Genomic DNA, 20,237 nt, shown 5'->3' with positions numbered 1-20,237 from the left:
GGCCGGACATGCCGCAATCACGCTGACCCCTGATGGAAGGGAAACATATGCGCAAATATGAAAAGAACTCTGACGTGATCTCGAAACTCTCTCCGGAGCAGTTTCGTGTCACGCAGCAGAACGGGACCGAACGTCCCGGTACGGGCGAATACCTGGACAACAAGGAACCGGGTATTTACATTGATATCGTTTCCGGCGAGCCCCTGTTTGCCTCATCCGACAAGTTTGAATCGGGATGCGGTTGGCCCAGTTTCACCAAGCCCATCGAGCCTGCCCATGTGAACGAGCTGCGCGACGACAGTTACGGCATGGTGCGCATTGAAGTGCGCTCCAGCCATGGCGACAGCCATCTCGGGCATGTTTTCCCCGATGGTCCGCAGGATCGCGGCGGGCTGCGCTACTGCATAAACTCGGCCTCGCTCCGGTTCGTCCATCGGGACGATATGGAGGCGGAGGGCTATGGAGCCTATCTCAATCAGGTGGAGGAAATCGGATGACAAGCGAACGCGCAGTCCTTGCCGGCGGCTGTTTCTGGGGCATGCAGGATCTGATCCGTCGTTATGACGGCGTCCTGTCGACCCGCGTCGGCTATTCCGGCGGTGATGTCGAGAACGCAACCTACCGCAACCATGGTACCCATGCGGAAGCCATCGAAATCATTTTCGATCCCGCGCGGATCAGCTACCGGAACATTCTGGAGTTCTTTTTCCAGATTCACGATCCCACGACGCTCAACCGCCAGGGCAACGATCTGGGATTGAGTTACCGCTCGGCGATTTTCTATGCGGATGAAGAGCAGAAGCGGATTGCCGAGGACACGATTGCCGATGTCGATGCGTCCGGTCTGTGGCCGGGAAAGGTTGTGACCGAGCTCGCACCGGTCGGTGATTTCTGGGAGGCGGAGCCGGAACACCAGGATTATCTGGAACGGTATCCCAACGGATATACCTGTCATTTCATCCGGCCCGGCTGGAAGCTTCCTGTGCGGGACAAGGCGGCAGCATCAGGAGCCTGATGCTGTTCGCCCGGATGTGACGGGAAGGGGCCACATGATAAAAACTGCAGGGTACTGCCTGGTTGCCGTCTGCCTTGTCGGCATGCCTGCGGCGGCACAGGCGGCGTGGAAAGCTGTCGAACAGGTGGAAACCTACGCGATTGCCGGGAAATCCGGTGCGGCGCTCTATGCGTCGATTGGCGAGCGGGGGCCCGTCATCGCCGGTACCACCCGGACAATCGCCCACACCAATTTCAAACTGACGTGGCAAAGGAAGTATGAGCGGCAGGGCAATGCCTGCACCCTGGTTGCCGCAACGCCGAAACTCATCATCACCTATACGCTGCCGAAGCCCGCCGAGCGGTTGCCGGCTGCGGTACAGGCAAGCTGGGATACGTTCATTGCCGGTGTGCGCACCCATGAAGCCGTGCACGGCGAGACGATCAAGGACATGGTCAAGGGGATCGAGGCGGCGACCATCGGCCTGTCGGTGCCGGATGATCCCGGCTGCCGGAAAATCCGGGTCGAGATGACGAAGCGCCTTTCCGCGCTTTCCCTTGCCCAGCGGCAGAAGGGGCGGGATTTCGACCGGGTCGAGATGGGCGAGGGCGGCAACATCCAGCAGCTTGTGCTTCACCTGGTCAATGGCGGGTGACGCCGCCTATGCGAGCGGCTCGGCGAGCGTGAAGCGCTTTGGCAGCAGCCGTTCGAAATAGGCCCGGCACGGCGCTGAAATCCGGTTGCGCTCAGGCTCGAGAAAATCGTCCGGCAGGTGGCGTGTTTTGCCGGCAACGCTGGCAAGCGGAACGATCTGCGGACGGGTGCTGCCATCGGCATATTGCAGCGCTACCGACCCGCCGCCGCGCGCCGCCGTTTCGACGGCAAAGACTCCCGCCTCGAAAGCCTCTTGCGCATCAGTCGCATTGGTTGTGGCGATATTGCCGCGCGGCAGGTAGCCGAACGTATCCACCCGTGCACGGGCGCCGGGCAAGCCGTCCCTGAGAAGCTGTTCGATGGCCATTCCCAATTCTCCGCCGGACAGGCGGATATTGCCATGGGCGTCGCGTTCAAGGCGATCGGCGGGAACAAGGTTTTCAACCACGGTCCGCCCGTCCTCGCCGGTCACGCCTTCCGACATGGCAATGATGCAGCGGCCGTGACGGCTCTGCGCTTCGCGCACGTCATCGATGAACCGTTTTGCCGAGAAAGCCCGCTCCGGCACATAGACAAGATGAGGCGCGCTCGCATCGTCATGCTGCCATGCGGCGGCCGCGGTGGTCAGGAAACCCGCATGGCGGCCCATGACGATCCCGACATAGATGCCGGGCAGCGCACGGAAGTCGAGATCGATACTGAGGAAAGCGCCCGCGATGAACTCGGCAGCGGAAATGAAACCGGGCGTGTGATCGCTTTCAACCAGATCATTGTCGATCGTCTTGGGGGCATGAACGAAGGCAATATCCCCGCCCGCCGCTTCCACCAGGATCTGCTGGGTTCCGGCGGTATCGTTCCCGCCGATATTGATGAAGGCGGTCGCCCCGACCTGACGCAGGCTTTTCAGGATCGCCTCGCAATAAGCCGCATCGGGTTTGTCGCGCGTGCTCCCGAGCGCAGCACTCGGTGTTGCCGCGATCAGGCGCAGTTGTTGTTCCGGCAGAGCCGAGAGATCGACGAAGTTGCCGGCGCGAATCCCGCGCACGCCATGCTTTGCACCGAGCACGCGGGCACCGGGATAACGCTTGCGCACCTCCAGCGTGGCGCCCGCAAGGGTCTGGTTGATGACTGCCGTCGGTCCGCCGCCCTGTGCAATTACGAATGTCTCGGTCATATCCGTCCCTCTCGTTTTTCTTGTCGGATCAAGTCAGGAAACTTTCGCTTTCACCCGGTGCTGCACATCGGGCTGGTGCCATTTTCGGCCATCGCGCTCGATCAGTGCATCGGCGCATTGCGGCCCCATGCTGCCCGCCGGATAGGGATCAGGGCGTTCTGCCGATGTCGCCCACAGATCGAGAAAGGGTTGCACCGCCGCCCATCCCGCTTCGATGCTGTCGGCGCGCTGAAACAGGGTCTGGTCGCCGACAAACAGATCGTAGAGCAGGGATTCATAGCCGGTCAGTTTGCCGATATCAAAGAAATCCGCATAGTTGAAATCGAGGGATACCGGCACCGTCTCGACGGAAAGACCGGGCGACTTGATCGATATTTCGATGTGCAGGCCCTCGTCCGGCTGCACCTGGATGATCAGCCGGTTCGGTGTCAGGCGGCGCTGCGGCCCCATCCCCTTGAACTGGGCGAAGGGAACCTGACGGAAGGTGACGACGATCTCGGTATCGCGGGCCGTCATGGCCTTGCCGGTGCGCAGATAGAAGGGAACACCCGCCCAGCGCCATGTATCGACAAAAAGCTTCAGCGCAACGTAGGTCTCCGTTGCGCTGTCGCGCGCCACATCCGGGATATCCGTATAGTTCGGTATGGTTTTGCCGCCGGAAACCCCTGTTGTATAGGTGCCGCGCGCCGAGTTCTGCTCGGCTTCTTCGCCGGAGTAGATCCGCAGGGCTTTCAGGACCTTGCCCTTCTCGTCGCGGATTGCCTCGGCGTCAAAGCTGTTCGGCGGCTCCATGGCAACCATGGCAAGAAGCTGAAACAGATGGTTGGGCACCATGTCCCTGAGCGCGCCCGTTGCGTCGTAGAATTTGCCGCGGGTGCCGACATCGACGAGTTCGGCCGCGGTGATCTGGACGTGATCGATGAAATTGTTGCTCCACAGGGATTCGATCATCATGTTGGCAAACCGCGCCGTCATGATGTTCTGCACGGTTTCCTTGCCGAGGAAGTGGTCGACGCGATAGACCTGCGTTTCCGGCACGCGGTTCAATATCCTGGCATTGAGCGCCTTGGCCGAGGCGAGGTCGGTGCCGAACGGCTTTTCGATCACAAGGCGGCGGAAGGCACCACCCGTTTCTTTCAGCAGGTCGTGATCGGCGAGCTTGTCGACGATATCGCCGAAGAACAGCGGTGGCACGGCAAGGTAATAGGCGGCGTTCCGCCCGGCCTGCGCTCCGAGCTGGCCGGCAATCTCGGCATAGATTGCATCCTGCGTGAAGTCGCCCTGCCGATAGAAGATGCGCGAGCGCAGCCCCTGCCATGTCTCGGCGCTGTAGTTGGCCTTGATGTTGGACGTCGTGAGAAAGTCTTCGAGCTTGGCGCGCAGCATTTCGTCATCGCCGGGTTCAATGCCGATGCCAAGGATCTGCAGGCTGTCGCTCACGAGACCGCTCTGCGTCATGTTGAGGACGGTGGGAACGAGCAGCCGCCGCGTCAGATCGCCCGTTGCGCCGAAGATGACCAGAGTGACGGGCGGAGCGGGCGCGATGGTCGGTTCAGTCACGGGAGCTCCTTTGGTTCAACACTGGGCACATGGCGCGTAACGCGTGGGGGTCTTGGCCGGTTCGTTCCGAGAATGAACGGAATAACGCGCGGCGTGGCAAGCATTATCTTGCTGGCTTGCCACGATTTCATCCGCCAGGGGAAGCTGTTTCGTGATGCGCGTGGAGGCCTATTTGCCCTTGCCGAATTTAACAGGCTTGCCGTCAGGGTCCGAAAGCGCCGTCTTGATCGCATTGAGGAATGCTTCGGGATTGTCGATGGAAATGTTGACGCTCTTGGCTTCCTTGAACGGGTTGAGACCCGAAAGCTTGAGGTTGGCGGTTTCCTCTTCGTACCTGATTTCCTGAAGTTCTCTAAGGCGCATCCTGACGTCCAATCGCGGTTTGCAGTGAATGGTCCTGTCACATATTCGAAAAATGATTGTCATAATCAACAGCTGAAAGTTGAAATGACCGCCTCAGTGCAGCTATTTTGGCGCATGAACGCCCGTGGAATCAGGGGGCGGGCGAATGGCCTCACCCGTGGCCGATTGTTCTCGGTGTCACAAACCGCTCCAGTTCGCCGGATTGATCGGCAAGATCGGACCAGCGCGTGGCGGTGAAATCGATGACGGCTAGTCCCGCCGTGGGGTATTTCTGCCGGAGGCGGGTGAGATCGGCCTCCCGTCCCCTACCGGCAAGCCGGAGGGCTGCATCCTGCAACCCTGGATTATGGCCAACAACCAGCAATGTCCCGATCCCCGGCTCCACCGCCCTGACAACATCCAGGATCACCCGCGCAGGCGCCTCGTAGATCCGCGGCTCCTCCAGCCAGCGTATACCGTCTCCGATGACCGGACGCAGCAGTTCCCATGTCTCCAGTGTCCGCCGTGCCGTGGAGATAAGGGCGAGATCCGGTATCAGCCCTTCTCCGGTCATGTATCGGGCCATCAGGGGGCCGGCCCGGCGGCCGCGTTCGGCAAGCGGGCGGTCGTGGTCGTCAACACCATTCGGCCAGTCCGATTTGGCGTGGCGAAGCAGGAGAAGTCGCAGCATCTGTTTTGCTCCATGGGCACTCAGCTCACCCAATCATATAACATGAACGGGAATGCATGGAGGTTGATGTCATCGGAGAGGGCAATCCTCTCCGATGATATGTCGAGCGAACTACTTATGCAGTCCGGGAATGGTGACCTGAAACACCTGGAACATGGTGTCGACGTCGGCACCGCCCTCGGCCTTGTAGCTCGCGCCGACCTGAAAGCCGTCCTGGGTCAGGAAGTCATTGTCATTGCCGACGAACAGGAAATAGTCGTCCGGCAGCTTGGGATCGAGGACGCTGACAAGTGCCATGGCTTCCCATTTTTCCGACAGGTTGTTGCGGTCATTGGGCGCACCGTTGTGCAGGCCGAAGCGCGACAGGTTCGCATTGTCATTGATATCAATGAAGGGGGTCAGTGTTGCCGGGGTAATGGAAGGGTCGACAATGCCCTTGGGTGCAACGGCCTTGTCGGCATCGAAGGCGCTTCCGGCGATATCGGTGGCCGCCGAGGTGTCGACGACGGTGATGTTGCGGTAGAGCGACGTGTCGCCGTCAAGGCCATAACCGTTGCCGCTGTCGCGTGCCAGCATCAGGAATGCCTTGTCGGACAAAGCCACGATCTCGCTCTGCGCTGCCACAGCCTTCTTGCCCTTGGCATTGGTGAAGGCGGGAAGCGGCACGACATATTCATGCACCAGCTTCAGATGGGCCGGATCGGCCGCGTCATAGACGAGGGCGCGGGTGTTCTGGCGGGTCGAACTGGAATCGCCGCCATCCTGGCGGGCGGCCGACTGGAGAACGGCGATCAGGAACTTGCCGTCGGGCGTCAGTGCCATGCCTTCCAGGCCCTGATTGTTCTGGCGGCCGGTATCGGGGTCCTTCGGATCGGGCGCCTGTGCGCCGGGCCCCGGATTGTTGGAGGAGAAATTCGCCTTGCCATGGCGCATGGGAACCAGCGCTGCCGGAGGCTGGGTTGCCGACATCATGCGGCCCTCGGCGGAAAAGCGGTAAATATTCGGTCCATACTCGTCGCTGATGAACATCGTGCCATCGGCCAAGCGGACGATTGCCTCATTGTCCAGGGATATCTTGCCATTGACAGCCTGCGGCAGGATGGGAAAATCTCCGGCAGCGGCGCGAACATCGGACTGCGGGTCGAGGCCGGTTGTATCGGCGCCCTTGTCATCCACCAGCAGCAACGTGTCGGTGAGTGCAGCCTCGACGCCGCTCTGCTGCTTGTCGGCGGACGGTGTTGCGCCGGGCGCCACCGGCGTGAACCGGATCGACAGCATGTTGAGGCGGGGGCGGTAGTCGGTTGTACCCGCCACATTGTAACCGCGGTCGGGCAGGAGCAGCATCGTGCCCTTGTAGCTGTTGCCATCGCGGCTCCAGTCGGCCGGGTTCATCGCCATGCCCGAGCCGGAACCAAAGGTTTCACCGAACTTGTCACGCTGATTGGCCGGAATTCGCCCAACGCCGACCAGCCCCTTGTTGACGAGCGTTGCACCGCTGATCGCAACCGAATTATCGGCAAAGGCTGCGGTCGGAAGTATGGCCATGGAGGTTGCAAGCAACCGCAACAGGATTGACGGCAGATGGCGCATGGAAAAATCCTTTGACAAGACAGTGTGGCGGGTGGTCTCGGGGTCGATCTTGGGAAGAGACCGCCCCCCCGGGAATCGCGCAAGGAGACCTTTCCGGTAGGGTCTAGAACCGGAATGTAATACGCTCATGACAGCGGCGACGGCCCTGGGTCCCGCTGGCCATCAGCCGGGCAACCCGGCTCAACAATATTTGCGCTACCAAGACGGCACACACGCGATAGTATAGTCCGTGCAACGGGATGATCGACGGGAGCGGACGGAATGGCTGGAGTTTCGGTTCACGGAACGCAGGACGGTGCGGGCGTCGCGACTGCTGCCGTTCCGCCGCGTGCCCCTGTTGAGATCGAGCTGAAGCTGCGGGCGCCCGTGGGCATGCTCGATGAAATTCGCGCCTCCGCAGCGGTTCGGCAGGCCGCCCGCAACAAGGGCTTGATCCGGCGGCTTGATGCCACCTATTACGACACCTCCGATCATCGGCTGTTTGCGGCGGGATTGTCGCTGCGTGTCCGGCGTGAGGGCCGTCAACATGTGCAGACAGTCAAGCGGGCAGCGGATCACGGTTCTTTGCAACGCAATGAGTGGGAGACGGTGGTGAGCGGCATGGCGCCCGACCTTGCTCTGTTGCCGCTTGCCGATATCGGTGCGCCTTTGGACGGAATGACGGTGGATGAGCTGGCACCGGTTTTTGCGACCAGGGTCCGGCGGCATCTGCTGATGCTCGAGCATCAGGACGCCCGGATCGAACTTGCGCTCGATGACGGCGTCATTGAATTCGGCGCGTCGCGTGTGCCGCTGTCGGAAGTCGAACTTGAGCTGAAGCAGGGGAAAGTCGCGGCGCTCTATCAGTTCGGTCTCAATCTGATGGATGTTGCGCCGCTTTGCCTGGAAACGCAGAGCAAATCGGCGCGGGGGTATGCGCTGGCGCTTGGCGATGAACCATCGGCGGTCAAGGCGGCACCGTCCGGCTTCGTCAGGTCTGATACGGTCGATGAGGCGATTGCCAAGCTTCTGACCAATTGCCAGCAGCAGATCGTGGCCAATCTTAGCGCCAGTCAAACCGGGCAGGAGCCGGAAGGCGTCCACCAGTTGCGCGTCGCGCTCCGGCGATTGCGCGTGGCGCTGCATTTTCTCTGCCGCGAGTTGCAGGCGCCGTCGCTGGACAACCTCAGCACCGAGGCAAAACTGTTCGGGCAGGCGCTGGGTCCCGCCCGAAACTGGGACGTTTTCCTGCATTCGACCCTCACAGAGATTGAGGAAGCCAACCTGCCGCACGTCAATATATCCGCCTTCCGTGCGGCATGCATGTCCTCCCACGATCAGGCCTACCAGGCCGTCCGGCGTATCATCGGCGATCCCAGGACCAACCGGTTCCTGTTGTCCCTGGGGCTGGTGATCGAACAGAGGAGCTGGCGCAACGATATTGCCAGCGAGGATTTGCGCATCCTGACCGAGCCGCTGGCGCAGTTTGCGGCGCGGGTGCTGGACCGGATAGAACGGCAGGTCCGCAGGCGAGGGCACGGCTTTCGCCATCTTCACGCCGATGCGCGCCATCGGCTGCGCCTTGGCCTGAAGCGCTTGCGCTATGCCGTGGAGTTTTTTCTGCCGCTCTATTCCAGTCGGCCGGTGACCGCAAAATACCTGAAGCGCCTGTCGCGGCTGCAGGACCTTCTGGGTGAGGCGAACGACATCAAGAGCGCGCATGAGCTCATGGATACGCTCGACCATGATTCTCTCGGCGCGGAGGCAAACCGGGCCGTCGGGGCCATCATCGGCTGGCAGGGGCACCGCCAGGCGGCGGGCGGCAAACAGCTGATCGGCAGATGGCGGGCGTTCAAGGACACCGCGCCGTTCTGGACACCGCGGCCCTAGAATTTTTCCTGCACCAGTTCCTGCAGCGCGGCGGCACTGACCGGCTTGCCGTAAAACCATCCCTGACCGTCGATCGGCGTTTGCAGTCCGGCGAAATAGTCCCGCTGCGTGGCTGTCTCGATGCCTTCGACAACGATTCCGAGGTTGAGGACACGGGCCATGTCGATGATCTGCGGGACAATCGAGACCGTCACCGAGCCGGTTCCGATCGTCTGGGTGAATGATTTGTCGATCTTGATGCCATCGACATTGAGGTTGCCGAGATAGGCGAGGCTGGAATAGCCGGTGCCGAAATCATCGATGTAGATTCGGTGGCCGCGCGCGCGAAGTGTCCGGATGGCGTCGACCGCAGCGTCGGCATTGGCCGTTGATCGCTCGGTAATTTCAAGGCCGAGCTGTTCGCTTCCGACATTGGCCTGCCGCAGGCGCTGTTCCAGCGCCGAAGCAAATGCCGGATCGACAAGGTCGGCAGCGGATATGTTGACGTTGATGCGGAAGGTCCGGTCCGCTTGCAGGAAGGCATCCATATCGACCAGAACGCGGTCGAGGACATAGAGCGTGACGCGTTTGATCAGCCCTTCGTCTTCGGCTACCGGAATGAAGATGTCCGGCGAGATGGTGTCCTTGTCATCCGTCCAGCGCACCAGTGCCTCGGCACTGTGCGGCGTGTTCGTCCCGATATCGAAAATGGGCTGGTACACGACGGTAAGACGCCGCTTGTCGAGGGCCTGGGCCAGTCTGGCGCCGAGCGAAAGGCGCTTGCGCTGCAGAAGGAGGATGATCAGGGCGAGCGCGCCGCCCAGGGTGCCGCCAAGGCCGGTGATGCTGGCCTCGATGGGGAACGCATCCTCCTCCAGGTCCTTGACATGGGCCTGCAGGGAAACGCATGCCCGTTCGCCGCAGAGATTGCGAAAGACGATATCGCCATCCCGCCCGGCACCCTCCGGCAGTTTTTCACGCCGCTTTCCCGCATTCAGCCCGCCGAACATCGCGACGGGGTTTTGCGCGCCGGGCGGCTTGAACAGGATGCCGAAACTATAGTTCGGATCGGTCATGGCGTCGAATGCGGTGGGGTCGAGCACGACATTCGCATTCCCCCTGCCGATGATGGGCGCCGGGGTGTTGGAAATGGCAAGCGGCGTATTGGCGTAGACAAGCGTGCCGTCATTCGTTGCCAGATCCGGCTTGGCAAGTGGGGTGGGCTTGGCTGAACCGAAGACGGCGGAACAATGAAATGCGCCATCCCGCACGCGTCCGATGTCCTTCAGATACTTCGTATCGAAAAGCACATCGCGCAGGTGGTTGATCTCATCGTTCGAACAGAATGGAAAACCGGTTTCATTTGCCTTGGACAGGATCGTATCAGCCTCGGCGAAAACGAAGTCGGCGCGTTTCAGCAGCTGGTTCGACAGGGACAGCATGTGCCCGCGGTCGCTGCGGATGATGACAAGCCTGCCGATCCACGATCCGGCGAGGCTTCCCAGCACAATGAGAGCAATGGCCAGAGTAATTTGCGGCACAATCCGCCATTTAAAGGATCGTATTACTGGCATTCGCGTGATCTCATCCGCACTATATTTGGGCGACTGTATCGCAGGCGGGATAACAAGTGGTAATGAACCAGAAATTCTCCGCTCGGATTTCGGATGTATCAAACGCAACTGTTGCCGGGAGTGTGAAATCCCGATGCCGCTGCTACAGCATGTCCCGCAGCAGCTTTGCAGTGTGTGCCGCTCCGTTCAGATCGAGACGATGGCTGCCCGGTTTGGGCTGTGCGAGCGATGCCTCGATGGTCTCGCCGAGCAGGCGCCCGGTCAAGCCGTTTTCAGGCAGGGCCACGGCCAGCCCAAGCGCCGCGAGGCGGTTTGCCCGCACTGTCTGTTCGGTTTCGCCGCCCGCGGTGAATGGCACGAGGATTGAACGGCATTGCGCGCGCAGCACGTCGCAGACCGTATTGTACCCGGCTTGCGATATGGAAAGCGCCGCGCCGCGCAGCAGGGAAGGGAAGTCCTTGCGAAAACGCACCACGCTGACATTGTCGGGCACGGCGTGTGAAAGTGCCGCAAAATCGGCTTCCGGCAGATTGGGCCCGGTTATCAGGCACCAGCGGCCGCGATGGCTCGAGGTCCTCGCCGCTTCGAGGGCCGCGCGGATCAGATCAAGGCCGACGGCGCCGCCGCCGGCGGAAACGACGATGTCAAAGCTTTCCACCGGGAGCGCGGCAACAGGCGCGGCCACGAGGCCGGTATAGATGATCTTGTCGGCAATCTCGGCGGCCAGCGGAAATGTCTCGGGCAGGGTGACGAAATCCGGGTCGCCATGGACGAGCACATGATCGAAATGCGCCTTGATCAGTGCAACGGTTTCCTCATCCCGTCCGGGTTTGGACCGTTCCTGCAATATATCCCGCACGGAGGTCAGGAGTTTGGGCCGGGGGGAGGTGGCTGCTATGGCGTCGAGCAGCGGCAGCAACTCGAAGCGCATTTGCCTGCGGCCAAAGGGAAAGGCCTCGATGACGACGATGTCGGGCCGGACGGCGTGAAATGTCTCGAGCAGCAGATCCCGGCGGCGGTGGAGAAAGTGCTCGTCAACCGGGTTGCCGTGCTCGTCGGCCAAGCCGGAAAACCCGGCATTGCTGGCGACAACAGCGGGCAGGGCCACGGATTTGATGTCGGGGCCCGGAAATCCCGGAACAGGCAATCCGCCGGTGATGACCGTCACATCGAATGCATTGCGGGCCAGCGCTGCGGCAATGCGGCTGACGCGCGCGAGGTGGCCGATGCCGAGAAGATGCTGGACATAGAAGAGCACACGGGGAGCGGTCATTCCGTCCTTTGCCATTCGGTTTCAAACAGGTTGGTCAATTGCCGGATACTGGAATTATGGTCGAAGTGCTCGCGCACGCGCGCTTCGGCCGCCTGGCCGAGACGGTGGCGCAGGTTCGGCGCGCGGATTGCTTCCTCCAGCGCCCGGGCCAGGGATTCCGGATCTTCCGGAGGCACGACAAAACCGTTTTCCCGGTCGGTCAGCAGTTCCGGAACGCCGGAAATATTGGTGGAGATGCAGACAAGATTCTGGCTTGAGGCTTCCACGAGAACATTGGGCAGGCCGTCGCGGTCACCATCCGCAGCAATGCGGCAGGCCAGAGCGAAAATATCGGCGCGGCGATAATGCTCCAGCACCTCTTCCTGTGCGAGCGCGCCTTTCCAGGTGATGCGATCGGCAATGCCAAGTTTCTGCGCCAGCGGTTTGAGCCTGGCCAGCTGGTCGCCGCCCCCGATATGGACGAACGTCCAGTTGAGATCGCCGGGCAAGGCCGCCAGTGCGCGCATGAGGACGTCATAGCCCTTCTTTTCCACCGCGCGTCCGACGCTCAGGATCTGCACCGGGTCTGCCGGGTTCGAACCGTTGCGGCTGGATCGCGCCCCGGTGAAATGGCCGAACCGCGCCAGATCGAGACCGTGATAGCTCAGGTGCACCTGTTCCCGGCGATCGGTCAGCCCACGCATGTGTTCATAGCCGCTGCGGGTGCAGGTGACGCTCCAGCGGGCCTCCGCCAGCTTTTCCGTCAGTTCCCAGTCCGGCGAAGTCCAGATGTCCTTGGCGTGGGCCGAGCACGTCCACGGCACGCCGGTCATGATGCTGGCATAGGCGGTCACCGAAGCGGGCGTGTGGATGAAGTGCGCGTGCAGCCATTCTCCGGCATCGGGCCATTCATGGGCAAGCACAAGGGCCTGGCCCAGGCGGCGGAACCGGTTGCGGGTGACATCGCGGCGCAGATCGGTCCAGAAGCGCCGCAGCAGCGGTTTGAAGCCCGGCTTCGACCAGCCGGCAAACAGTGCCCGCAGCACCCGCAGAGGCTCCTCGTGCAGATATTCCGGCAGATAGACGACCCGCGCCCTGATCTCGTCATGGATGGGATGGCGCTTCTTGTCCGTCGGCTTGCGCATCGAAATGAGCGTCAGGTCGAAACCGGCGCGCTCCAGCCCGAGCAATTCCTGGGCGATAAAGGTTTCCGACAGGCGCGGATAACCCTTCAGCACCACCAGTGTTTTACGGCGTATGGGCAAAATCGGCTCTTTACTCGGCAACGGCCAAAGGTTGTTCTTGCTGACGCTCGTCCAGCCAATCGCCGACAATCGTCGAGATATGGACAAGCCCTTCCAAGCGCATGCCTTCGCCCTTGCCGCTTTTCGATGGCGGTGCCCGGTCAGGCAGACGCTTGAGCGCTTCGGCGAGTAGCTGGGGTTTTTCGGCCTCTTCCGGCAGGAGCATGTCGACAAGGCCGAGTTCCGAGGCGCGCTGGGCCCGGATCAACTGTTCCTCGCGCGGTTGGATGCGCGGGACGATCAGTGCCGGCTTGTCGAACGACAGGATCTCGCAATAGGTGTTGTAGCCGCCCATGGCCACGACCGCCTTCGCACCGGCAATCAGCTCTTCCATGCGGTTGTCGAACTCAATGACCTCGATATAGGGGATCTTGCCGCCCTTTTTCACCAGCTTGGCCCGTTGCTTGGCCGGCATGTAGGGCCCAAGCACAATAAAGGCCTTGTGTGTCAGTGTCGGGTCCTGCTGGTAGGCATGAATGACGTTGTGGACGAGGTCGGCACCATCGCCGCCGCCGCCGGTCGTCACCAGGATGTAATCGCCCTCCGGCACATGCACCGAGGCTTTGTCGTGCGACAGGCTGCGCTGCAAGAAGCCGACAAACTCCATCTTGTTGCGCACGCCGGCGGGCACGTCGAGATCAACCAGCGGATCGTAGAAATCCGGCGGGCCATAGACCCAGACATTGTCGTAATACTGGTCGATCTTCTGCATCACATTGGCTTTTTTCCATTCGGCCTCGAGCAGATGCGGTGCGTCCATGACTTCACGCAGGCCCAGCACAAGCGTCGTGCCGCGCGACTTGAGATAGGCCAGGGTTTCCTCGACCTCGCCTTTCAGGCCCATGGGCTCCTTGTCGACGATGAAAATATCCGGCTGAAACGTTTCAGCGGTGTGCCGGATGATCGACTGGCGCATTTTCAGGGTTTCATGCAGATCGATGTGCCGGGCAAGCGACGTGTACTCGCCGTTGCGCAGCTTGATCACGCTTGGAACCTTCACGAAGTCGACGCGGGCACGATAATCGAATGCCCCGGCGATGGTCGCGCCGGAAATGATGAGTATATTGAGCCCGCGATAGTCCTCGACAAGCGAGTGGGCGATGGTCCTGCAGCGCCTGAGATGGCCGAGGCCAAACGTATCATGGCTGTACATGAGGATCCGAGCATCTTCAAAACGCCGCATCATGGTCAAAACCTCTTTGAGACGAATAGCTTTGGCAGGTTTAGCTGCACAGCACATTCGGGACGGCTGGGAGAATGCAAATCCATTGGTATGTCAACTTTCCACTTATCTGTAGGGGTCTGCGGCGTCGCGCAACCCATCTCCCAGAAAATTGAATGCCAAAATAACAAGAATGACCGGAATCATTGGGAAAAGTAACCAGGGATAAAAAGCGATTACACTGACGCTGCGGGCTTCGGTCAGGAGAATACCCCAGCTGGTGATGGGCGGACGAAGGCCGAGACCGAGAAAACTCAGCGCCGTCTCGCCCAGAATCATGCCCGGGATGGATATGGTTGCCGTTGCAATCAGGTGTGACATGAAGCCCGGAACGAGGTGACGCCCGATGATACGTCCGCTTTTTGCTCCCATCAACTGGGCCGCCAGAACATAATCCTCTTCGCGCAACGCCAGAATTTTGGAGCGGACCGCACGGGCGAGGCCCGTCCAGTCCAGCAGACCAAGAATGAGCGTGATACCGAAGTAGATGATGATCGGGCTCCATGTCACCGGCATGATGGCGGCCAGCGCCATCCATAGAGGCAGACTAGGCAATGATTGCAATACCTCGATGACGCGCTGAACGAGCAGGTCGAACCAGCCGCCATGGTATCCCGCGAGTCCGCCGATGATGATGCCGAGGACGAAGCTGATGGTGATGCCGATAAGACCGATGGTCAGGGAAATGCGCGCGCCGTAGATAATCCGGGAAAGCACATCGCGGCCCAGCCGGTCGGTTCCCAGAAGGAACAGCTGCCCGCCCTTGGCCGGGCAGACCAGATGGACATTGGTCGCAATCTGGCCCCAGAAGCGATAATCGTCGCCGCGGCAGAAGAAGCGCAGCGGTTGCACGTCGCTCTTGTTGTCAGTGTATACGCGTTTCAGCGATTCCATGTTCAGGGTCATTTCACGGCCATAGACGTATGGTCCGATCAGCTTTCCGTCATGGAACAGACGGACCCGCTGCGGTGGGGCATGGATGAAATCAACATTGCGTGTGTGCAGGTTGTAGGGCGCCAGAAACTCGGCAATGATGATCATGCCGTAGAGTGCGATCAGGAAAATGCCGGACGCCAGTGCAAGGCGGTGGCGTCTGAATTTCCACCACATCAGCCGCAATTGCGATGCGAGATGAACCTTGGCCTGAGCCTCGGTCATCGTCTCGATCGACATCGGATCGAATGGTGCGCTTGAGACGTAGTGCTGCAGGGGCGCGCCGGGGAGCGGGAGTTGTGCTGTCACTTCGTGCTCCTGCCCTGCAACCGGATGCGTGGATCAAGAAAGGCCAGGGCAATGTCGGATATGAGCACACCGATCACCGTGAGAAACGCCAGGAACATGAGGAACGAACCGGCAAGATACATGTCCTGGCTCTGCAATGCCTTGATCAGCATGGGTCCGGTCGTTTCGAGCGACAGGACAATGGCGGTAATTTCCGCACCGGAAATGATATGCGGCAGGATCGAGCCGATATCGGCAACGAAGAAATTCAGCGCCATGCGCAAGGGATATTTGACCAGGGTGCGGAAGGGATGCAGCCCCTTGGCCCGCGCCGTCATCACATATTGCTTCTGCAACTCGTCGAGCAGGTTGGCGCGCAGGCGTCTGATCATGCCGGCCGTCCCGGCCGTTCCAACGATAATGACGGGAATCCACAGATGGGCGAGGATTGATCGCGCCTTTTCCCAGCTCATGGGCTCACTGAGATACTTCTGATCCATGAGATGGCCGATCGATGTGCCAAACCAGATATTGGCGAAATACATCAGGATCAGGGCCAGCATGAAGTTGGGTATGGCGATACCGAGCAAGCCAAAAAGCGTCAGCCCGTAATCGCTCCAGCTGTACTGATGCGTTGCCGAATACATGCCGATGGGAAAGGCGAGCAGCCAGGTCACCAGAATTGTGACGAATGAAACGAGAACAGTCAGCCACAACCGGTCGCCTACGACAGCGGTGACCGGCAACTGATACTCAAAGGAGTAGCCGAAGTCTCCCTGCAGCATGCCGCCCAGCCAGTGGAAATAGCGCAGAACCGGCGGTTGGTCGAAGCCATATTGGTGGCGAAGCTGTTCCAGATCCTGCAGGTTGACGGTTTCGCCCTGCGCCTGCATTTCGGCGATCTGGCTTTCAAAGAAGTTGCCGGGCGGCAAATCGATGATGACGAAAACCAGCGCCGAAATAATCAGCAGCGTGGGCACCATCGCGGCAATGCGCCATAGGATATATCGCAGCACGTCTACGTCCCCCCGCTCATCCAGAAAGTATCGGGCATGTAAACTCCGAGCCAACAGGTCGGATCAAAGCCGTAGAGACCTTTTTCGGGAACATTCTGCAAGTGCGAGGAGCGCAGAATGGGTTGCAACGTGCCGTTGACCAACCCTATCGAAAACACCTGATCGGTGTAGATGGCCAGCATCTTGTGCCATATGTCCGCACGCTCGGCCGAATGGGCCGATTTCCGCCATTGGTTTTGCAGGGCGACGAGTTCCTGTGCTTCCGGCAGGTCGGGTGCCTGGCCGCTCTGCCCGAGCGACAGGTAATGCATGCCCCAAAGCGGCCATTGCCATTGATCGTCGGTGGTCGGCGCCAGCTGTCCCGGATTCATGTCCGGTGTTGCCACGCCATTGGCGATGCCAAACCAGATGGACATCATGATCCGGCCTGCCTTGGCGCGGCTGCGGAAGATATCGCGCTGGGAGGTTCTGGTGAACAGCGCCAGGCCGATCTTGCGCCAATGATCCACTATGAGCTCGAGAACATCGGAATCCAGCGTGCTCTCGCCCGGCGTTTCGATGGTGATTTCTGCAAGGCGGCCATCGGGGAGCAGGCGGATGCCATCATCGTTGCGCCTGTGCATGCCAACTTCGTCCAGGAGCGCATTGGCCTTGTCCGGATCGAATGCAATCCATGCCTTGGCATAATCCGGTCTGAACAGCGGGCTTTCCGGCAGCACCGTGTCGGCGCTTGGTGTTCCCAGGCCGTAAAACACCGCCATGTTGATTTCATGCCTGTCGATGGCAAGCGACAGCGCGCGCCGGAAGCGCACATCGCGAAAAAGCGATCGCCATCCCTCATCCGCGCAATTGAGATTGGGCAGGATTGCGACCCGTGAACCCCGGGTCAATTTCCACAGGTCGACCTTCACCGGATAGCGCTTTTCGGCATCCTTGAGGAAGGTGTAGTCGGCAAAATCGATGCCGGTGGCCTGCAGTTCGCTTTCGCCCGCACCCGCCTTTGCCGGAATGATCGGCGATGAGCTGATGTTCAGGATGAAGCGGTCGATATAGGGCAGCTGCCGCCCGTTCTCGTCGACGCGATGGAAGAACGGGTTGCGCTCGAACACGAACTGTTCGGCCGGAGGGGTTGTCATGTTCCGCCAGGGATCGAGCACCGGCAGTTCGGGGTTTTCCGGACGGTACTGGCGCGCCATCTTGATGTGAAGATCGGCCCACTTCTTGACCCGGTTTTCTTTCATCAGGGCGGCAAGGCGGAACTTGTCCTGATAGTCCTTGTGGAATTGTTTCAGATAGAGCGACGGGCCAACCACAACCAGGGCTTGCGGGGCCGCCAGGCTAGGCAGGAAATCAGGATTCGGTGACTCCCAGGAATAGCGCACGGTCAGCGGATCGAGGACCTCGAACTTAGGCAACTTCCCGTCGATGCGCAGCTCCAGCGCGCCGCCAGCGGGCGTCAGGTCCGAATTCAGAAGAACATCGTTCCACCAGTAACTGAAATCATCGGTTGTCAGCGGCGAACCGTCGGACCACTTGTGCCCCTCGCGCAGTCTGAAGGTGAAAATGGTGTCGTTTTCCGATTCGAACGATTCGAGCACATCAGGCCGCAAAACGAGATGTTCGTCATATCCCACCAGACGGGCATAGCCGTAGATGGTCATGAACCGGATATCTTTCTGGCTGCCGATGATGGTGCGCAGCGTTCCGCCGTACTGTCCGGGGACGCGGCCCATTTCCTTCAGGTTGATAATCCGCGGCCGTTTGGGAATACGCTGGGCAAGCGGCGGCAGGCTGGTGGCACGCAGCCGGTCCTCGAGAAACTCCGGTTCGCGTTCGCGATCGGCCGCTTTGACCGAGACCGGAACCACGGTGGCGGCAAGGGCGCCCAGGACTGTCCGCCGCGTCACCACGAGCGTAGTTCCCGTGTATCGACATTGCGCCGCGCCAGCACCACGTGACCATTGCCGAGATCGGCGGGCGAGAGCGGATCATCGCTGTCGCCGCTGGAGAATTTTGGCCCCCAGGCACGTTCATCCGAGGCACCGCTGGCCTTGAGCGTCTTGAAATCCAGCGGCCGGTCGAGGTCCGGAAACGGCACGGCGGCCAGAAGCGCTTTCGTGTAGGGATGGACGGGATCGCGCAGGATAATTTCGCGGGGCGCAATCTCGACAATGCGCCCGGCACACATCACGGCGATACGATCGGCCATGTAATCAACCACCGCAAGATTATGGGAAATGAACAGATAGGTCAGGCCCAGCTCCTTCTGCAGGTCCTTCAGGAGGTTGAGGATCTGCGCCTGAACAGAAACGTCGAGCGCCGAAACCGGCTCATCGCAGATCAGCAATTGCGGTCCGAGCGCCAGTGCCCGTGCAATGCCGATGCGCTGGCGCTGGCCGCCGGAGAAGCTGTGCGGGTAACGGTTGAGATACCGCTGGTCAAGACCGATCGCCTGCATCAGCGCGCGCACCGTTTCCAGACGATAGGCCCGATCCCCGCGCCCGTGAATTTCCAGGGGCTCGCTGAGGATGTTCTGTACGGTCATGCGCGGCGACAGCGACGAAACCGGATCCTGGAACACCATCTGGATTTTGGTGCGCAATTCCAGAAGCTTGGCGCCCTGCGCGGCAAGCACGTCGATTTTGCCCCGGCCGTCATCAAAGGTCACCGAGCCGCCATCCGGGGTTACTGCCCGCATCAGGATTTTGCTGACGGTGGTCTTGCCGCTGCCGCTCTCGCCGACGAGGCCAAGACATTCACCACGCCGGATATCGAAGCTGACACCGTCGACGGCGCGTATGCGGGTCTTGTCCTGCTTGCCGAAAAGACCGGATTTGCGGATGCCGTAGCTCTTGGTGAGGTTTCGCACGGATACAAGCACGTCAGGGGCCGTTTCCTCGTGCTTTCTCTTTCCCCACAACGCGCCGGAATTGACCGGTACTTCACGCAATGCCTTCAGGCGTTCCCCGGGTTTCATGTCGAAATGCGGTATGGCAGCCATCAGCCCCTTCAGGTAACGATGCTGCGGGTTGCGGAAAATGGCGTCGACCGGCCCGGCTTCCATGATTTCGCCGTGGTAGATCACCACCACCTCGTCGGCCATGTTGGCCACGACACCGAGGTCATGGGTGATCAGCAGCATGGCCATATTGAGCTTGTGCTGGAGATTGCGCAGCAGTTCCAGGATCTGCGCCTGGATGGTGACGTCGAGTGCCGTTGTCGGTTCGTCCGCAATGAGCAGGGCAGGGCGGCAGATCAGCGCCATGGCAATCATCGCCCGCTGCCGCATGCCGCCCGACAATTCAAACGGGTACATGTCATAGGTGCGCTTGGGATTGGAGAACCCGACCAGCCCCAGCATTTCCTCGGTCTGCGAACGGCGTTCGGATTTGGTCGCCTTGGTGTGGATGGCCAGGACTTCGCTGATCTGGTTGCCGACGGTGTGCAGCGGCGAGAGCGACGTCATGGGTTCCTGAAATATCTTGGCCATGCGGCTGCCGCGCAGGGCTCTTATTTCGGGTCCGTCCCGCTCCAATTGCAGAATATCGGTGGTTTTGCCGTCGATCGGGTCCGTAAACAGGATTTTGCCGGTTACGGCGGCCGTGTTGGGCAGAATGCCCATGACGGACTGGCTGATGACGGATTTTCCCGATCCGGATTCGCCCACCAATGCCGTTACTTTTCCCGGAAGGATGCGCAGATTCGCACCCTTGACGACATGCATACGCCCGCCCAGCATCGAAAACGAAATGCCGAGATTCTCGATACGCAACAGATCAGACCCCGACGTCATGC

The 20,237-nt window shown here is 60.5% G+C and carries 17 protein-coding genes; 4 read left to right on the top strand and 13 right to left on the bottom strand.

Annotated elements, in window-relative coordinates:
* The first annotated feature begins 47 nt into the window (after positions 1 to 47).
* From msrB to J1W56_RS22415, 3 genes are read left to right on the top strand one after another with little or no spacing between them, the layout of a single operon-like run.
* On the top strand, positions 48 to 497 hold the full coding sequence (gene msrB / locus J1W56_RS22425) for a peptide-methionine (R)-S-oxide reductase MsrB (RefSeq protein WP_223615506.1): 450 nt from the start codon (positions 48 to 50) through the stop codon (positions 495 to 497).
* Complete coding sequence (gene msrA, locus J1W56_RS22420) at positions 494 to 1,015, top strand: peptide-methionine (S)-S-oxide reductase MsrA (RefSeq protein WP_223615505.1); 522 nt, start codon at positions 494 to 496, stop codon at positions 1,013 to 1,015. The genes msrB and msrA overlap by 4 nt, the downstream gene beginning before the upstream one ends.
* 34 nt (positions 1,016 to 1,049) lie before the next feature.
* The gene (locus tag J1W56_RS22415) at positions 1,050 to 1,649 is read left to right on the top strand and encodes a DUF922 domain-containing Zn-dependent protease (RefSeq protein WP_223615504.1); all 600 of its coding nucleotides are present in this window, start codon (positions 1,050 to 1,052) and stop codon (positions 1,647 to 1,649) included.
* A gap of 6 nt (positions 1,650 to 1,655) precedes the next feature.
* Here J1W56_RS22415 and J1W56_RS22410 read toward each other — a convergent pair whose 3' ends face one another.
* From J1W56_RS22410 to J1W56_RS22390, 5 genes are all read right to left on the bottom strand, one after another.
* Positions 1,656 to 2,822, bottom strand: coding sequence for a diphosphate--fructose-6-phosphate 1-phosphotransferase (locus J1W56_RS22410; RefSeq protein ID WP_223615503.1), 1,167 nt, complete (start codon positions 2,820 to 2,822; stop codon positions 1,656 to 1,658).
* A 33-nt stretch (positions 2,823 to 2,855) separates the two neighbouring features.
* The gene (gene zwf / locus J1W56_RS22405; protein ID WP_223615502.1) at positions 2,856 to 4,382 is read right to left on the bottom strand and encodes a glucose-6-phosphate dehydrogenase; all 1,527 of its coding nucleotides are present in this window, start codon (positions 4,380 to 4,382) and stop codon (positions 2,856 to 2,858) included.
* A gap of 168 nt (positions 4,383 to 4,550) precedes the next feature.
* Complete coding sequence (locus tag J1W56_RS22400) at positions 4,551 to 4,745, bottom strand: hypothetical protein (RefSeq protein WP_223615501.1); 195 nt, start codon at positions 4,743 to 4,745, stop codon at positions 4,551 to 4,553.
* A gap of 151 nt (positions 4,746 to 4,896) precedes the next feature.
* Positions 4,897 to 5,415, bottom strand: a complete 519-nt coding sequence (locus J1W56_RS22395; protein ID WP_223615500.1) for a SixA phosphatase family protein — start codon at positions 5,413 to 5,415, stop codon at positions 4,897 to 4,899.
* Between the two features lie 111 nt (positions 5,416 to 5,526).
* Entirely contained in the window at positions 5,527 to 6,960 is a 1,434-nt protein-coding gene (locus J1W56_RS22390; RefSeq protein WP_404928700.1) for an esterase-like activity of phytase family protein, read from the bottom strand.
* Between the two features lie 306 nt (positions 6,961 to 7,266).
* On the opposite strand from J1W56_RS22390, the gene J1W56_RS22385 reads away from it, so the two are divergent.
* Entirely contained in the window at positions 7,267 to 8,874 is a 1,608-nt protein-coding gene (locus J1W56_RS22385) for a CYTH and CHAD domain-containing protein (RefSeq protein ID WP_223615498.1), read from the top strand.
* On the opposite strand, the gene J1W56_RS22380 is transcribed toward J1W56_RS22385, so the two are convergent.
* From J1W56_RS22380 to J1W56_RS22345, 8 genes are all read right to left on the bottom strand, one after another.
* Positions 8,871 to 10,427, bottom strand: a complete 1,557-nt coding sequence (locus tag J1W56_RS22380; RefSeq protein ID WP_223615497.1) for an EAL domain-containing protein — start codon at positions 10,425 to 10,427, stop codon at positions 8,871 to 8,873. The two genes, J1W56_RS22385 and J1W56_RS22380, sit on opposite strands and share 4 nt — an antisense overlap.
* Before the next feature lie 142 nt (positions 10,428 to 10,569).
* On the bottom strand, positions 10,570 to 11,700 hold the full coding sequence (locus J1W56_RS22375; protein ID WP_223615496.1) for a glycosyltransferase family protein: 1,131 nt from the start codon (positions 11,698 to 11,700) through the stop codon (positions 10,570 to 10,572).
* Positions 11,697 to 12,944 carry a glycosyltransferase family 4 protein gene (locus J1W56_RS22370; protein ID WP_223615495.1) on the bottom strand — a complete coding sequence of 416 codons (1,248 nt, stop codon included), beginning with the start codon at positions 12,942 to 12,944 and terminating at the stop codon, positions 11,697 to 11,699. The genes J1W56_RS22375 and J1W56_RS22370 overlap by 4 nt, the downstream gene beginning before the upstream one ends.
* Before the next feature lie 10 nt (positions 12,945 to 12,954).
* Positions 12,955 to 14,169, bottom strand: a complete 1,215-nt coding sequence (locus J1W56_RS22365) for a glycosyltransferase family protein (RefSeq protein ID WP_223615494.1) — start codon at positions 14,167 to 14,169, stop codon at positions 12,955 to 12,957.
* 102 nt (positions 14,170 to 14,271) lie between these two features.
* Positions 14,272 to 15,447: an ABC transporter permease gene (locus J1W56_RS22360; RefSeq protein ID WP_223615493.1), complete on the bottom strand. Its 1,176-nt coding sequence runs from the start codon at positions 15,445 to 15,447 to the stop codon at positions 14,272 to 14,274.
* Positions 15,444 to 16,442 carry an ABC transporter permease gene (locus J1W56_RS22355; protein WP_223615492.1) on the bottom strand — a complete coding sequence of 333 codons (999 nt, stop codon included), beginning with the start codon at positions 16,440 to 16,442 and terminating at the stop codon, positions 15,444 to 15,446. Before J1W56_RS22355 ends, J1W56_RS22360 begins: the two co-directional genes overlap by 4 nt.
* A 2-nt stretch (positions 16,443 to 16,444) precedes the next feature.
* Positions 16,445 to 18,352, bottom strand: a complete 1,908-nt coding sequence (locus tag J1W56_RS22350) for an ABC transporter substrate-binding protein (protein ID WP_223615491.1) — start codon at positions 18,350 to 18,352, stop codon at positions 16,445 to 16,447.
* The gene (locus J1W56_RS22345; RefSeq protein ID WP_223615490.1) at positions 18,346 to 20,235 is read right to left on the bottom strand and encodes an ABC transporter ATP-binding protein; all 1,890 of its coding nucleotides are present in this window, start codon (positions 20,233 to 20,235) and stop codon (positions 18,346 to 18,348) included. The genes J1W56_RS22350 and J1W56_RS22345 overlap by 7 nt, the downstream gene beginning before the upstream one ends.
* Positions 20,236 to 20,237: the final 2 nt, after the last annotated feature.

Origin of the sequence: Phyllobacterium calauticae (assembly GCF_019991125.1) — a bacterium.
In the GTDB taxonomy this organism is placed as follows: Bacteria; Pseudomonadota; Alphaproteobacteria; order Rhizobiales; family Rhizobiaceae; genus Phyllobacterium; species Phyllobacterium calauticae.
This window is presented reverse-complemented; position numbering and strand designations above follow the sequence as displayed.

Coding starts and splice junctions, on each gene's coding strand:
- msrB (WP_223615506.1), top strand. CDS start 48: ATGCGCAAATATGAAAAGAACTCTGACGTGATCTCGAAACTCTCTCCG.
- msrA (WP_223615505.1), top strand. CDS start 494: ATGACAAGCGAACGCGCAGTCCTTGCCGGCGGCTGTTTCTGGGGCATG.
- J1W56_RS22415 (WP_223615504.1), top strand. CDS start 1,050: ATGATAAAAACTGCAGGGTACTGCCTGGTTGCCGTCTGCCTTGTCGGC.
- J1W56_RS22410 (WP_223615503.1), bottom strand. CDS start 2,822: ATGACCGAGACATTCGTAATTGCACAGGGCGGCGGACCGACGGCAGTC.
- J1W56_RS22400 (WP_223615501.1), bottom strand. CDS start 4,745: ATGCGCCTTAGAGAACTTCAGGAAATCAGGTACGAAGAGGAAACCGCC.
- J1W56_RS22395 (WP_223615500.1), bottom strand. CDS start 5,415: ATGCTGCGACTTCTCCTGCTTCGCCACGCCAAATCGGACTGGCCGAAT.
- J1W56_RS22390 (WP_404928700.1), bottom strand. CDS start 6,960: ATGGCCATACTTCCGACCGCAGCCTTTGCCGATAATTCGGTTGCGATC.
- J1W56_RS22385 (WP_223615498.1), top strand. CDS start 7,267: ATGGCTGGAGTTTCGGTTCACGGAACGCAGGACGGTGCGGGCGTCGCG.
- J1W56_RS22380 (WP_223615497.1), bottom strand. CDS start 10,427: ATGCCAGTAATACGATCCTTTAAATGGCGGATTGTGCCGCAAATTACT.
- J1W56_RS22375 (WP_223615496.1), bottom strand. CDS start 11,700: ATGACCGCTCCCCGTGTGCTCTTCTATGTCCAGCATCTTCTCGGCATC.
- J1W56_RS22365 (WP_223615494.1), bottom strand. CDS start 14,169: ATGATGCGGCGTTTTGAAGATGCTCGGATCCTCATGTACAGCCATGAT.
- J1W56_RS22345 (WP_223615490.1), bottom strand. CDS start 20,235: ATGACGTCGGGGTCTGATCTGTTGCGTATCGAGAATCTCGGCATTTCG.